At 51.8% G+C, this 14,629-nt stretch carries 14 protein-coding genes; 6 read left to right on the plus strand and 8 right to left on the minus strand.

Going from position 1 to position 14,629, the window contains the following annotated elements:
- Positions 1–194: 194 nt before the first annotated feature.
- Together E0L21_RS24005 and E0L21_RS24010 are read right to left on the minus strand one after the other, a co-directional pair.
- On the minus strand, positions 195–557 hold the full coding sequence (locus E0L21_RS24005) for a putative quinol monooxygenase (protein WP_328590683.1): 363 nt from the start codon (positions 555–557) through the stop codon (positions 195–197).
- A gap of 109 nt (positions 558–666) precedes the next feature.
- Positions 667–1,683, minus strand: a complete 1,017-nt coding sequence (locus E0L21_RS24010) for an NADP-dependent oxidoreductase (protein ID WP_165501950.1) — start codon at positions 1,681–1,683, stop codon at positions 667–669.
- A gap of 91 nt (positions 1,684–1,774) precedes the next feature.
- Between E0L21_RS24010 and E0L21_RS24015 the strand changes: the two genes are divergently transcribed.
- Together E0L21_RS24015 and E0L21_RS24020 are read left to right on the plus strand one after the other, a co-directional pair.
- Complete coding sequence (locus E0L21_RS24015; protein ID WP_131413753.1) at positions 1,775–2,677, plus strand: LysR family transcriptional regulator; 903 nt, start codon at positions 1,775–1,777, stop codon at positions 2,675–2,677.
- 156 nt (positions 2,678–2,833) lie between these two features.
- A complete protein-coding gene (locus E0L21_RS24020) occupies positions 2,834–3,163 on the plus strand; it encodes an NIPSNAP family protein (RefSeq protein WP_131413754.1) in 330 nt (109 codons plus the stop codon).
- A gap of 247 nt (positions 3,164–3,410) precedes the next feature.
- Here the strand turns inward: E0L21_RS24020 and E0L21_RS24025 are convergent, their stop codons facing one another.
- The gene (locus E0L21_RS24025) at positions 3,411–4,367 is read right to left on the minus strand and encodes a hypothetical protein (RefSeq protein ID WP_235855294.1); all 957 of its coding nucleotides are present in this window, start codon (positions 4,365–4,367) and stop codon (positions 3,411–3,413) included.
- A 405-nt stretch (positions 4,368–4,772) separates the two neighbouring features.
- Here E0L21_RS24025 and E0L21_RS24030 point away from each other — a divergent pair, with 405 nt between their 5' ends.
- Positions 4,773–7,520 (plus strand): winged helix-turn-helix domain-containing protein, encoded by a 2,748-nt coding sequence (locus tag E0L21_RS24030; protein ID WP_131413743.1) that lies wholly within the window; start codon positions 4,773–4,775, stop codon positions 7,518–7,520.
- Here E0L21_RS24030 and E0L21_RS24035 read toward each other — a convergent pair.
- Positions 7,497–8,642, minus strand: coding sequence for an MFS transporter (locus tag E0L21_RS24035; protein WP_235855295.1), 1,146 nt, complete (start codon positions 8,640–8,642; stop codon positions 7,497–7,499). The genes E0L21_RS24030 and E0L21_RS24035 overlap by 24 nt on opposite strands.
- A 214-nt stretch (positions 8,643–8,856) precedes the next feature.
- On the opposite strand from E0L21_RS24035, the gene E0L21_RS24040 reads away from it, so the two are divergent.
- Positions 8,857–9,663: an SDR family NAD(P)-dependent oxidoreductase gene (locus E0L21_RS24040; RefSeq protein ID WP_131413745.1), complete on the plus strand. Its 807-nt coding sequence runs from the start codon at positions 8,857–8,859 to the stop codon at positions 9,661–9,663.
- 443 nt (positions 9,664–10,106) lie between these two features.
- Here the strand turns inward: E0L21_RS24040 and E0L21_RS24045 are convergent, their stop codons facing one another.
- The gene (locus tag E0L21_RS24045) at positions 10,107–10,394 is read right to left on the minus strand and encodes a DUF1330 domain-containing protein (protein WP_131413746.1); all 288 of its coding nucleotides are present in this window, start codon (positions 10,392–10,394) and stop codon (positions 10,107–10,109) included.
- 204 nt (positions 10,395–10,598) lie between these two features.
- On the opposite strand from E0L21_RS24045, the gene E0L21_RS24050 reads away from it, so the two are divergent.
- Positions 10,599–11,504: a LysR family transcriptional regulator gene (locus E0L21_RS24050; RefSeq protein ID WP_131413747.1), complete on the plus strand. Its 906-nt coding sequence runs from the start codon at positions 10,599–10,601 to the stop codon at positions 11,502–11,504.
- Between the two features lie 49 nt (positions 11,505–11,553).
- Here the strand turns inward: E0L21_RS24050 and E0L21_RS24055 are convergent, their stop codons facing one another.
- Complete coding sequence (locus tag E0L21_RS24055) at positions 11,554–12,321, minus strand: AraC family transcriptional regulator (RefSeq protein WP_131413748.1); 768 nt, start codon at positions 12,319–12,321, stop codon at positions 11,554–11,556.
- A 116-nt stretch (positions 12,322–12,437) separates the two neighbouring features.
- Between E0L21_RS24055 and E0L21_RS24060 the strand changes: the two genes are divergently transcribed.
- Entirely contained in the window at positions 12,438–13,163 is a 726-nt protein-coding gene (locus E0L21_RS24060) for a type 1 glutamine amidotransferase (protein ID WP_131413749.1), read from the plus strand.
- 111 nt (positions 13,164–13,274) lie between these two features.
- Here E0L21_RS24060 and E0L21_RS24065 read toward each other — a convergent pair whose 3' ends face one another.
- On the minus strand, positions 13,275–13,751 hold the full coding sequence (locus tag E0L21_RS24065; RefSeq protein WP_131413750.1) for a nuclear transport factor 2 family protein: 477 nt from the start codon (positions 13,749–13,751) through the stop codon (positions 13,275–13,277).
- Between the two features lie 59 nt (positions 13,752–13,810).
- On the minus strand, positions 13,811–14,380 hold the full coding sequence (locus E0L21_RS24070; protein ID WP_131413751.1) for a TetR/AcrR family transcriptional regulator: 570 nt from the start codon (positions 14,378–14,380) through the stop codon (positions 13,811–13,813).
- Between the last annotated feature and the right edge of the window lie 249 nt (positions 14,381–14,629).

A 14,629-nucleotide genomic window follows, 5' to 3' on the forward strand; every position in this document is an offset into this window, starting at 1 on the left:
TCCGACCGGGGTTCGACAACTGGCGCAGCCAGTTGGACAGACCAGGCACGCAGTGGGTGGGCTGCCCGTAGGGTGAGCGCAGCGAATCAATCCCCCCTCACCGCCATCATTTGAAGAAGAGCTCGCATGCAAATGCGGGCTTTTTTTTCGCATATCGCACTCCCGCAGGGGGGATGAGAAACTCCGACCGGGGTTCAACAACTGGCGCAGTCCGTTGGACAGATGACGAGCCCGCGAGGAATCTGCCCGCACAAAAACGCCGGGAGCGATTTTGAACAACCGCATATTTCATCGCTATTCAATGGCCATTCCATATCCAGAAGCCCTCTTTCGTTAAGGGCATCATATTTCAGGATTTCTGCCGTCATTCGTTCCTGCCATCGGCTGATAAATGCCCGGGTATGGGGAGCGGCCAGATGCACAGACAGTGCATCCTGATCTTTCCAGCGTTCCGATATGAGCACTCGTCCAGCCAGGAGATCCTCTACGGCCACGTCATACGAGAGGTTTCCTGCACGTTTTCGCACGGTTTGAGCGAGCACGTTTATATCGCTCATAAACAGCGATCAGCGGGTTTAATGTTCACATAGCCGCAAATGATGAGCATATCGTTGCCTTTTTCTGTCATCCCAGATCGCAATGTCTGGCCATTCGGGGACGCGATTATCAAAAGTTTGTCAGCACAATTTTGCCCTGAATACTTCCCATTGCTGCGCGCTGATGAGCAGCAGAGGCCATTGCTAATGGATAGGTGCTATCAACCACCACTCGGACAACACCTTTTTCCAGGAGACGGCCTGCTTCCGATAATTGCGCACCGTTGGAACGCACTTGCGTCGATGACACCGTCACCTCTTTTTGCGCAGCCTCAAGATGTGCGGAAAAACCCAAAGGATTAACCAGAAAGAGAGCACCGCCAGGCCTGATACAGCGCAGAAAGCGCGCCATATTGGCCCCCCCCACCGCATCAAGAACGAGATCAACATTTTTTACTACGCTCTCGGCTGCGGTTTTGGTGTAGTCAATAAACTCGTCTGCCCCCAGTTCGCGTAAAAGCGCCTCATTGCGGGACGAGGCCACGGCAATGACCCGCGCACCTTTCCAATGGGCCAGTTGAACAGCAAGGTGCCCCACGCCGCCCCCGGCACCATTCACCAACACGGTCCGCCCGCTTAATGGAACGGCTTTATGTGGAAAAGACTGGAAAGGATTCGGTTCGTCATGCCCTGTCTCGACAAGAAACTGCCAGGCCGTGAGCAGTGACATCGGTGCCCCCGCAGCCTGAACATGTCCAATTCCCCGAGGTTTCAGCGCCAGTTCTGACGAAGGCACGCTTACATACTCTGCATAAGCGCCACTGCCTTCCATCACCCTTTCAGGAAAACGCACCATCGAATAGACCGCATCCCCGATACTGAACCCTGTGACATTTTTACCGACCGCCGCGACAACACCTGATATGTCGGTGCCCAAAATGAGCGGAAAAGCGGGCTCGGGCCACCATTCAGGCGGAAGTGCCCGATACCCCTCACGCAGATACCAGTCTGGCGGGTTAAGGCCGGCCGCTTGCACATGAACAAGGATGTCGTCTCTTCCAACAACGGGCCGGGGGACGTCTTCATAAAGCAGGTTATCAGGCCCACCAAACGCATGTAGCTGTACCGCTTTCATCATCTCAGTCATTACCGTCTCACTCTAAAAAGCACTCAGTTAACAGAGCATACGGCTAATATTCAGGATTGATAATGTGGCTGTATTTCGCTTTAATTGTGCCATGAAGGAACAAATAGGTTTTGAAAGACTCACGGGTCTTATCGCATTCGCTCGTGCCGGCGCTCTGGGCAGTTATAGTGCCGCTGCCCGCTCGCTCTCCGTTTCACCTTCCGCAATCAGTAAAAGCATTCAACGGCTGGAAAAGCATCTCGGCGTAACCTTATTCACCCGAACGACGCGCTCGCTCGTTTTAACTGCCGAAGGCCGCGAACTGCACGAACGGGCGTTGCGATTGCTACGGGATGCCGAGGAGATCGAGCAGGTAGCGAAACGCACACGCGCGGAACCGGCAGGAACGTTACGCATTGCGGCATCGTTACCGGTGGGCATCCATATCATCGCCCCCCTTCTTGCGCAATTTTGCGCGCTTCACCCAAAAGTGACGATTGATTTACGGTTGAATGACCAGGTGGTAAGCATTGTTGATGAGAATATTGATATTGCCATTCGAATTGGCGATCTCGCGGATTCAAACCTCCTGGCGCGTCGCCTCCCGCCGTATCAGATAGGGTGTTATGCCTCGCCTGAATATTTAGCCAATTGCGCCCCTCCGGAACATCCTAATGACGTAATCGGGCACCAAACGATTAATCTGCGTTACCAAAATACCGGGCAACTTTTTCGCTGGCCGTTCCGTGTCGGTGAGCGGGAGATTGAAATCGTGCCTTCGTCAACGGTGATTGTTGATGCCAGTGAAGCCGTCATAGCCGCAATGGCTGCCGGGGCCGGAATAGGCATGGCATCGAATTTTATGGTGGCTTCCCTGGTCAGGGATAAAAAGTTAGTTCCCGTACTTGCAGATTTTACGGTGGAGCGGCGCAATATTACCGCGGTCTGGCATGAAAGCCGTCGCGCCAATCCTGCGGTACGTGCTTTTCTGGACCATATACTTAAACATCTTTAGATTACCTGTCGCGGTGATAACAAACGCGGCATGGTCAGGGGTGTCCGCTTTGGCACGCAGGAGACGCTCAGGCCAAAACAGGTGTCAGCCTGGTCGCTGCGTTAAGTTTCACCGGTTAAGGGCGCAATAATGAAAAAAATGGACAGGATATCGAAGATGAGAGCCGTAGAGTTTTTGCTGTACACCCTCAAACCCGGCACCGGGAAAGAGTTTCACAGGATCATGACGCAGGAGAGTGCTCCACTTCATCGTTCAGCGGGCATGGATATCGTTTCTTTTGGCATATCAACCCATGACGATGACGCTTACTATCTGATCAGAGCTTATGACAGCCTCTCCCACCTGAAATCCTCTCAGGAATCTTTTTATAACAGTGAAGCGTGGCGTCTTGGCCCACGGCAGGCCATTATCGACAGAATAAGCGTCAGCGTTAAATCGGTGCTCACGCTCAGCGACAGTGCAATTGAAAATTTACGATCCAGCTAATTGCGCAACCTACATTATTATTACGCCGCGCCAGCGGCATTTTTATCGCCAGCGCTTAACTTATCGCGCTACCCCAAACGCTGCAGAATTCTTAAGGGAAATGCTGATCCATGTCTGAGCCGTTCAACCGGTGATCTGAGGCATCTGATCGACAACAAGGAGCGAGAAGTGGACACTCTCCTGGCACAGAAATGTCACAGGAATAAACGTAGTCATTCACGCCTCTCAGCGACTGTGTAACCGCGTGTCACTTCTGATTTTCTGTAAGGGTTTCAGAAGGGTAGAAGAAATTGAAAAGTGGCTGTGTAATACCTGTAGTCTTTTTGTCAGCCTCATCAGCTTTCAAAAAATAATCCAGTAAGGTTTTTGGCGTTTTCGACAAGTTCTGGAACACGTCTACGGGATGCTGCACCACTTTCCCCCCTTCCAGACGAAAGCCGTGTTTCAGCCCGGTTGCGGTAACAAAGAATTTACCATTTACGCTACCGAAATCAGGCTCCGGTATTTTCAACGTTGCTTCACTGGCTGCCTCAACAATGAAGTTTTGATTTCCTTTTTGCTGATAGACAGAGAGTTGCGCGTCAGAAACCTGTTCCTTATCAGCATGGTTTTGACCAGCCTGATTGACGATGCTCTCAATAAATTGAAAATTTGCCAAATGCGACGGAGAGTATCCGGGGTCCAGTTCATAGCGCACAAAACCGTCATCCAGCACAGAGCCAGATATTTTCCCCCCATTCAGAATACGTGACGCAGTAACCTCGTCTTCTGCAGTAAATTTGTAGGTCAGCACGTGCCCGCTGTTGTCATACATGTTTCCGTTATTCAGGTTTGCCATCACGCCACCAAACATACGGTAATCACCTAAATCTCGGGCGAGATCGTCCACATAACGCAGATCCGTTCCCTGCTGCTGTGCCTGCGCATACAACCCGGCCAGTGTGTTGCGGTCATTATTTGTCAGAAAATTAACGGAAGACATGCCCATCGTGTCTTTCGTCAGTTGAGTTTGTACAGATAGATTGCTGTCCGTATCGCCGAACAGGCGGGACATCAGCAGCCCCATACCGCTGAGGGTCGTTTGCCCTGAGGCTGCAGGCGTCTTATTTGACCGCTGTACAGGCTGAGGGAGAGTGGCTTTTGAAATATCCTCAGAAGTGCTTTGCGTCTGTGTGTATTTCACTGTGGATGTCGTGATAATCATAAAATCCGTTTCCCCAGACCTGCGATGTAACGTGGGTCACTGGTGAGTCCATACAGCATTTTCCGTAGCAACTCACCATCCTCAATACTGCGGAATGGATGCGCTGCGCTTATTGATGTGAATTCGCACATCGATATAACTAACGACATAAAACCGGATAACTTGAGAGCTTTTCCAGACAAGAATGATGCACCAGGGCTGGCAAGATGGGGCGTTTTCAGCCACAGGATGCATCGTCGGCCTATGGTAGAGTCAGACTGCAGTTCTATAATCAGTGCGGTTCAGGGTAGCGCGAGCTAAACACAGATCAGGCAGGGCATACAATGCGTTCCCTGATTCTTGTTAAAATGGCTTTCTCCGCACAGTATGATTTCGTGACGGTCAAAAACTGAAGATCTCAAAACCATGATAACAGCCGATGAGATTCACTTTGCTGAGTGGCAAGTCTGGCCCCAGCTAAGGATCCTGTTGCACCGGGGTAAACCAGTAAGAATTTCGGCCAGAGCGTTTGATGTTCTGGTGGTTCTGCTGAGAGCGGAAGGTAAAGCGGTAAACAAAGAGACTTTACTTACGCAAGTATGGGGAAATGACATCGTCGAAGAAAATAATCTTCAGGCGCATATTTCCGCTATACGCCGCGTACTGGGTCATGACCGGCATCTGCTTATCACTGAGTTTGGTTGTGGTTACCGCTTTAACATCACCAGCGTACCGTCGCAGACTCCCCTTGAATCAGTCCGACCAGCCCCGGTGGTTACCCCTATTCTGGCGTCGATTTTAGGGCGTGATAAGGCAGTGCAGGAAGTCTGTGCCTTGTTAAATCAGCACCAGATGGTAACCATTACCGGTCCCGGGGGCGTGGGGAAAACGCGGCTGGCGTGGGAAGTTGTCAATCTTGTGCGCACGCATTTTCCTGATGGCATATATGTGGCAGAACTGGCGCACATCACCGAAACATCCGGCTTGCTCTCTGTTTTTTCACAAGCGTTACATCTTCCCCTTGCTGCCGTTGAGCATGATGCTGATTTACGCCAACAGCTTGCGCGACGTCGGTGTTTACTGCTGATTGATAATTGTGAACACGTCATTAGTGAGCTGGAACCTGTGGCGACGTTACTCCTGACGCAGGCTCCGCATATCAGGCTGCTGTTGACCAGCCAGGTGGCGTTACAGATTGCCGGTGAGCAACAATATTTACTGCCGCCATTGCAGGTTCCTGAAAAGAAAATCAATGATAATAAGGCGTTAATGTCTTTTGCCAGCGTCCGCCTCTTTATCGAGCGTGTGCAGGCCAACCGGCATGATTTCCATCCCTCAGACAGTGAATTGCCGTTGATTGGCGAATTGTGCCGTCATCTTGATGGCTTGCCGTTAGCCATTGAACTTGCCGCCTCCCGCCTGCCAGTGATGAGCATCAGTGAGGTTTATAGCCGACTGGAGGACCGTTTCCAGCTATTGAGCAATACGCTCAGCGCTCGCGTTCCCCGGCACCAGAAAATCGTGACCACGCTGGAGTGGACGTATCAGTTACTCAACGCACGCGAACAGCAGTTATTCAGGACGCTGGGCATCTTTACCGATTCGTTCAGTATGAAATCAGTCAATGATTTTCTTGAGACTGAAGACAAAGATAGCTGGCAGGTTATTGACGATCTGCAGCGGTTACTCTCCCTGTCACTGATTCAGACCCGTCATCAGGTGCCAGTAACCCGTTTTCGGCTGCTGGAAACCATGCGTCAGTTCGCTTGCACTAAACTCAGGCAGGCGGGGGAATATGACGGGCTGATGGCCCGTTTTGTCGATTATTATAAAGTTCTGGTGGAGCAGGCCCGGAATGACTGGTTGATGCTGCCAACGGAACAGTGGCGGGAACGCTATGGCCACATCCTTAATGATTTACGGCGCGTTTTACAGCAAACATTACCTGAGGGGCGAGATGCCTCTACAGGGCTTGAGATCTTACAGGCGATGACGCCGTTCTGGATTGAATATTCACTCTATGATGAATGTCAGCGTCATATTTATCCTCTGTTAGATGAAAAACGTTCGCGGATAGTCTTAACGTTACGCCAGCGGATGAACCTCTGCGCAGCTGCTGGTAAGGCATCAACCTGGGCAAAAGGCCCGACATCTGAAACCCATTCAGCCTGGCAAACCGCACTGACACTGGCCGAAAAGCTCGACGACAAAGAGATATGTTTGCAGGCGCATTACGGCTTATGGCTGTATTGCCTGCGCACGGGCGAACTGAATAAATCACGTCAGCATGCGCAATCTATGTACGAACTCGCACGGGCCATCAATGACGCGGAAGCACAGGCTACCGGGCTACGTATTCTCGGTGTATCGCTGCATTTTTTAGGTCAGCATGTCGCTGGGCGCAATGACCTGCTGCAATCGCTGGCCTGGTACGATCGTGAGAGCGCAAGCCACTCTTTCCGTTTTGGTCTGGATCAGGAGACAGCAGGCCAGGCTTTTCTGTCTCGTTTACTCTGGGTACAAGGCGAGTATCAAGCCGCAAGACAGATGGCATGGCGCGGCATTAAAAAAGCCGCGCGTTTACAACATGCTTGTTCGCTTTGCTGCGCCCTGGCGGAAGGCGCCTGTATGACAGCGGCACTGGATCGCAAGCCACGTTGGGTGATAAAAGCTGCAAACTGGCTGATTCGTGTGGCAGAAAAACATGATTTGTATTTCTGGAAAACCTATGGCGAGCTGTTTCTTGTCTGGGCCAAACGGTTTAGCCATACCGATGTGAGTCAAACCACCCTGTTTAGCTCATTGCAAGCGATGGGGCTGGACTGGCAATACTCTCCCTTGTTGTCGGAAATTGATAGCGGGCTATCGCAGCAAAGCGCCACGCTGGATCATGAAAACTGGTGTGCGCCTGAGCTGATGCGTCTTTCCGCCGCGCAATTGCCGCCTCAGGAGCAACGCCTGATGCTGGAGCAGGCTCTGGGCAAAGCGCGTCAGCAACAGGCTCACGGCTGGGCTCTGCGCATTGCTTATTCACTGGCTACATTGCAGGCGCAAGCCGGGGAAACATTCGCGGCGAAGCAGTTAATCGAAAACGTTTTACAAGGTGTCGATGGCGCAGACAGGGCACCGGATGTCAGAAAAGCTCTCGCGCTACGTGCCAGACTGGTGGCCTGAATAGTGACGCCTCGCGGTGGCTAACATCCCCATCATCACCAGCCCTACTCCCGCTGAAGAAATCAGCGTCCAGCGATGCGTTGCCTCCCACACCCAGGCGGCAGCCAGTGAACCGCCAGCCCCGCCCATAAATATGATGCTCATAAAGAGTGTATTAAGACGGTTTCTGGCATCCGGGCGCAAAGAATAAATTGTGTGCTGGTTCGCTATCAGTACACATTGTTCACCCGCATCGAGCAGTAAAATGCCTACCACCAACCCCGCCATGCTGTTCCAGCCCCAGAGAACAACCCAGGCAAACAGCATGAGTAACACACCCAAAACCACCATCCGGAAGGGTCCCTGGCGATCGCTGAAACTTCCCGCCAGTGGTGCGCACAGAATACCGATTAACCCCAGAGCAGCCAGAGTTCCGGTTACCCCTGCCCCGTAATCGTAGCGATACGATAACCAGAAAGGGAGCACGGTCCACAGCACGCTGAAGGAGGCAAACAGCATCGCTTGTGTCAGCGTCGCATCGCGCACCTGCGGTTCACTTTTCCATAAATCGCCTAATGAACGTAACACCGCCAGATAATGAAACGCGGGTGTCGGCAACGACTGAGAAGGTAAAATGCGCGCGATGAAAAATAGCGCCAGCAATGTCATCACCGCGCCGGACAAAAAGACGCCACGCCAGTCGAAATACTGACCGATAAGACCCCCGATAGCCCGGCCAGCAAGAATACCGGCAAGGACGCCACTCATCACGGTCCCCACCGTTTTACCCCGCGAAGACACTTTCGAGAGAGAAGCCGCAAGCGGCACGATTTGTTGGGCAACCGTTGCAGCCATCCCTGTCAGAAAAGAGAAGAACACCAGCACTGTCGCGGTTGGCGCTAACATCATGCCGATCAGCGCCAGGAAAAGCACCTGAGCCTGACGCAGGATAAGCTTCTGACGCTCAATATAATCACCTAATGGGATCAGAAAGAATAACCCCGCCGCATAGCCTAACTGGGTGGCCATGGGGATCAACGAAACAGCAGCCCATTCATGGGGAAAGGCAGCCGCGATCAGGTTCAGAACGGATTGATTAAAATAAATATTCGCGACCACAATGCAGCAAATGATCGCCAGCATCAGAATCCTGGCTGAAGAAAGCTCATGGTTCTCCGTACGCACTGACCCCACCTCGCTCTACACTCGCTCTTTCCTGCAGCATAAGCAGAGGCGGTTCTCAATGCTTTGACCGTTTTTTTCAGACGTCTGAATTTCATTGCACAAGCGTCTGAAATCGAGATCGGTGACAAATAGTTCCGATGTTATTAACGGTGCTTAATTTGAGGAGCAACAAATGGATTTAAAACTGACAGGTAAAGTGGCGCTGGTAACCGGAGCGCGAACCGGGATTGGTTTCAGTATCTGTGAAGAACTGGCCGCAAATGGTGTGCATGTCGTTATGGTTTCCAGACGAGAACCTGACCTTATCCTGGCGGCGAAAAAGATCGCCGATAAGTATGGTGTTTCGGTGCTGCCTGTCGCCGGGGATGTGACGGATCCCAGCCTGCCTTCGCGGGTCGTTGAACAAGCGGAAAAGGTTTTTGGGCACATTGATTTGCTGGTGAATAATGCCGGAAGAGCCCATGCGGGCACGCTGTTAACCACGTCGGAAGAGGACTGGCAGCTAATGACTGAAACAAAATTCTCCGCCATGCGACGCTTTTGCAAAGCTGTGATACCGGGGATGCAGAGACGAAACTGGGGACGCATTGTCAATATTTCCTCTATTGGCGGCATCTACCCAAACCCGCAACTTACCGTCTCACATGCACTGAGCGCGGCTATCAACAACCTGACCCGAAGCCTTGCTCTGAGCGTAGCGGCGGAGAGCATTCTGGTTAACGCGATTGGCGTGGGCGCCGTCGCGACGGATAACTGGGCACAAAATATGCTGCCGAATGTCCGCCATCTCCGCCCTGAACTGGCTGACAAAACGGACGACGAAGTTATAGCATTACTGGGAAAAGAAAAAACCCCGGTAGGTCGCTTTGGGCTGCCTGAAGATATTGCAGCGATTGCGGTATTCCTGCTCTCCGAAAGGAATCAGTTTGTTACCGGCCAGACCATTGAAGCATCAGGCGGAGCAGACAGATTTATGTGAATGTTCCCACTAAAAAGAAGGTTTGCGGGCTGTTAACCTGAACCAGTCCAGGCAGAATGCCTGGATTACCGGTTGGGTGAATATCCGACTCAACGACCCAGGCACCTCGTGATCAACCGACAACCTGCCGCGAGGTGCGGGGCGTTATGCAGCGAAGAGCGATATCCCGACAGTCGGGATGTCAGCGAAACGCAGTCTGTCATGGATGAAACTACCACCACAGAACTGTTCAGTGCTTCATTGGTTGCGCACCCCGGTGGCGTACGGACAGCGCCGATACCTGAACGCAGGCCTTCGAACGGCAAGGTGAGGTACTCGCGGCGCTGGCAGATCGCTGGGTCGGGCAAGGCGCGTGAAGCGCAGCCGATGAAACCCGTCTTAAAGCATTTGCCTGTTACCGTTCTGCGTGGCAGTTCGTCCTGCCGGGCGGCTATTCCTCGGCTTTAGGTGCCTTCAACCAATACAAACGTTCCGCTGGCGGCATCCGAACGTAGCGATCTTGCTGCCTGATATTCCGGGCTTTCATAAAAACGTTTGGCTTCAGCAAAAGAATCGAACTCAAAAACGACATGCCGTTCATGAGACTCTCCCTCAAGGTTTTCGTACTGCCCGGACCAGGCAATGATCTTCGGATTGAAATTCTCCATGGCCGCTGCGGCCGTTCTGGCATATTCAGCGTAGGCGACAGGGTCTGAAACGGTTACATGGGCGATGAGATAACCTTTATTCATGGGTTTTATCCTTCGTTAGCGGCTGGATATTCCAGCGTAAGTACATAGACAGGTGAGAACGTAAAATCATTTTCCTGGGATGAATCATCTTCATTGCCTTCACACAGCGTTATGCGGGATACGCGGTGTGAAAGCAGTCTATTAAGTATTAATATGGCCATAAATAGCGGGAAAAATAACGCACTGTTACCGAAAAGGTGAACAATGAAAAATCTGGAGCCTCTGATCATTTTTGCGCGTGTGGCGGAAATGAAGAGTTTTACGCAGGCAGCCGAAAGTCTGGGTATCCAGAAAGGACGCGCTTCACTGGTGGTACGTGAACTCGAGCAGGAAATTGGCGCTACGCTACTGCACCGGACAACGCGGACTGTGCAGCTAACTGAAGACGGACGGGTGTTTTATTCGCGCGCCCGCGACCTTCTGTCGGAAGCCGAGGAACTGAAATCCATGTTCTCTCACGGCGGTCAGTCATTAAGGGGAAGGATACGCGTTGATATGCCAGCGGTACTGGCACAAAGCGTGGTGATCCCTGCTCTGCCGCAACTGCTGGAAGCACATCCTGAACTGGACATCGAACTTTCAAGTACTGACCGCCGTGTCGATCTGGTTCAGGAAGGGTTTGACTGCGTTGTTCGCCTCGGCCCCATTGTTGATGAAACGCTTATTGCACGGCCATTGGGGCATCTGCGCATGATCAACGCGGCCAGCCCTCGCTATCTTGATCGTTTCGGTGTTCCGCAGACGATTGATGATCTTCTCAGTGAGGGACACAGGATGGTTCATTATATGCACAACTTTGGTTCGAAACCTGACGGATGGGAGTATCCGGCAGGCGAGGGTTATCAGTCTTTGATGTTACCAGGCACAGTGAGAGTCAACAGCGTACCGGCTTATCATGAGGCGGGACTGGCGGGGTTAGGCTTAATTCAGGGCGGTTATTCCTCACTCGTCCCCCATATCAAAAGCGGCGCACTGGTTGAAGTGTTGCCCCATTTTCGTCCCGCGCCGCTTGCTGCATTTTTTGTTGTCGCGCACCGGCGCAACTTGTCGCAGCGTGTAAGAGCTTTTATGAACTGGACTGAAGAAATGTTAAAACCTTACTTTGACTGATACCGGCATTGATTACCGGTCGTTATTTCACTTCCCCGCCGCACTCAGGTTAAAACTCACCGGGCGTTGTTCCCATTACAGAACGGAACGCAGCAGAAAACGCCGCAGGGCATGAGAAGCCGAGCTGATAGGCGATCTGTTTCACGGGGACGTTATCAGCGAGCAGATCTAAGGATGCGTATATCCTGGCTCGTTGTTTCCATGTCCGGAAGCTGAACCCGGTGTCACGTAAAAACTGGCGAGAAAAAGTCCGTTCCGACATGTTCGCAATGTCAGCCAGGTCGATCAGCGACGCGTTCCAGCGATGACTGAACACCAGCTCTCTTGCGGCACGAAATAAACGTTCATCACGCGGCATGGGAAGTTCTGCGCCCCCGGAGGGTGTCTCGCTGAGAATATCCAGCAGTAAGAGCGCCATTTTTCGCTTTATCGGCGCGTTATATTCACCCGTAAAAAGGCCATTTATGAGTTCTTTCACCAGTGGCGTCGCACTAATGGTATGAACCTGGCTGTTCCTGCTGAAGTTTGTACAGGCCGCAATCAGGTTACTGCTGACGTAGACAGCCCGTAATTCCGTGTCTGACAGAACGCTATAAGAATGAACCATAAGCGGTGGGATCCAGAGGGCGCGCTGAGGGGGAATAACCCACTGTCTGTCAGCGGCTTCAACCAGCATAACGCCTCTGGTAGCAAATAATAGCTGCCCTTCAAGATGGTAATGCGCGGGATCGACCTCTCCACGACGATAAGAAATGGCCGTTCCTGACCAACCCGTCGCCTCATCATGTCTTGGCGTTTTATCAATGCTGACTGGCATTTCAGATGAGAACCTCTTGTTTACCATGACCCTGCTAACTTTACCCGCGCGACAACGTTGGCGAGGTAAAGCGCGCTTAATTAAGTTTATGACCCGTATTACAGGAGCATACGTCTATGCGAGTACATTTCATTGTTCATGAACGTTTCGAAGCGCCCGGCGCTTACGAAACCTGGGCCACGCGTCGCGGCCATGAGATAACCTTTTCCCGCGTTTATGCAGGTCAACCACTTCCCGCAGATGCACGGGACATCGATCTGCTGATCATCATGGGCGGCCCACAGGATCCCTCCGTCAGCGTGGAAGAGTGCGCGCATTTTGATTCTAAGGCTGAGCAGGCGCTGATTGCCTCTGCGGTGAATTCAGGTAAAGCCGTCATCGGTGTTTGCCTGGGTGCTCAACTGATTGGCGAAGCATTGGGTGCCCCTTTTGCTCACAGTCCGGAAAAAGAGATTGGCACGTTTCCCATTTTTATGACCGATAAAGGTGTGATGAACGAGATGTTCTCTCACTTCGGCAATACCCTTGACGTTGGTCACTGGCATAACGATATGCCGGGGCTTACGCCTGAGGCGGAAATTATCGCCTGTAGCGAGGGATGCCCACGTCAGATAGTCGCGTATTCTGATCGGGTTTACGGGTTTCAGTGCCACATGGAACTGACACCTGAGGTCGTCGAATTATTGATTGCCCATTCCGACAACGATTTACGCCGGGCCGCTGAATATCGTTTCGTCCAGTCGCCAGACGAACTGCGGGCGAATGATTACAGCGAAATGAACAGGAAATTATTCACCTTTCTCGACAAACTTGCGTCACGTTACGGCCAGTCAAAAGCATAGCGACATTAACCTCAACGGAATCGACGCCTGATTTGAATGAACATCTGGCGTTATTTTTGCGTTGAGAAAAAGCCCCTGGCTACCACTGTATCCGGGGGCTTAGCGACAAATTTACAGACCCAGTTCCGACAGACCCGGATGGTTATCCGGACGACGTCCCAGCGGCCAGTGGAACTTGCGTTCACTCTCTTTGATAGGCATGTCGTTGATACAGGCGAAGCGACGCTTCATCAGGCCATCTGCTTCAAATTCCCAGTTTTCGTTGCCGTAAGAGCGAAACCAGTTGCCTGAGTCATCACGCCATTCGTAAGCGTACCGAACCGCAATGCGGTTGCCGTCAAACGCCCATAACTCTTTAATAAGACGATACTCAAGCTCCTTTTTCCATTTACGGGCAAGGAATGCTTTGGCCTCTTCACGATTATTGGCAAACTCGGCGCGGTTACGCCATTGGGTATCCAGTGAGTACGCCAGTGAAACTTTTTCGGCATCGCGGCTGTTCCAGCCATCTTCAGCGAGCCGCACTTTTTCAATCGCCGATTCGCGAGTGAAAGGAGGAAGTGGCGGGCGAGTTTGTGTTTCGGACATGGTAAAGCCTCCTGTAAATTCGGATATATCAGTAGACGTCATTTTTTGATACGCAGGCGTTATGAAGAGGCCTGTTCCAGCAAGAGTTTCGCAACGTCCTTTGCATTGTCGGCGGCGCTGCAATCGCCCATTACATAGGACATGGTGATCGCGCCTTCCATCAGAATCAGTAGCTGTCTGGCCAGCGCGGCAGGTTGCTCGATGTTTAATTGCTCAGTGAGTTCGAGCGTGTAATCCAGTAATTTTTGTTTATGCAGCTTTGCTATCTGGCGAACGGGATCGTCAGGGTCACCCACTTCTCCGGCGGTGTTGATAAATGCACAACCACGAAAGTCTTCTGACTCAAACCAGCCCCGGAGAACAGTGAACATATTCAAAATGCGATCCTGAGGCGTATCGCCTTTATCAGATTCAGTTCTGAACCAGTGCATCCAGCGTTCATCACGTTCATTCAACGCGGCGGCAGCCACGTCATCCTTGGTCGCGAAATAGCGATAAATACTTTTCCTTGCTACGCCGGAGGTTTTGACCAAAAGGTCCATGCCTGTGGCATGAATGCCGTTTTGATAGATCAATTGCTCTGCGGTAGCCAGGATTTTTTCTCGGGTAGCGGTTGTTTTCTTGTTCATGCGACAAAGGTAGAACGATCGTTCTACCTCGTCAACCATTATCTCAAAAGGAATTTAAAAAAAAGAAAAAAACAGTCCGTGAGTGATAACGAACAGTGTCCTTTTTATTAAAGAGAACGTGAGCGGGAGGGGCCGGCTACAGATATGAAGACGTCGACGAGTCGGAGTGAAGGTCTGGTATGGCGAGAAGCGGATGCCCACAACTGTCTTCACGGCTATGGTGACCCTGACCCGAAATCCTGCGCCATT

It is taken from the genome of Kosakonia quasisacchari (genome assembly GCF_004331415.1).
GTDB lineage: Bacteria > Pseudomonadota > Gammaproteobacteria > Enterobacterales > Enterobacteriaceae > Kosakonia > Kosakonia quasisacchari.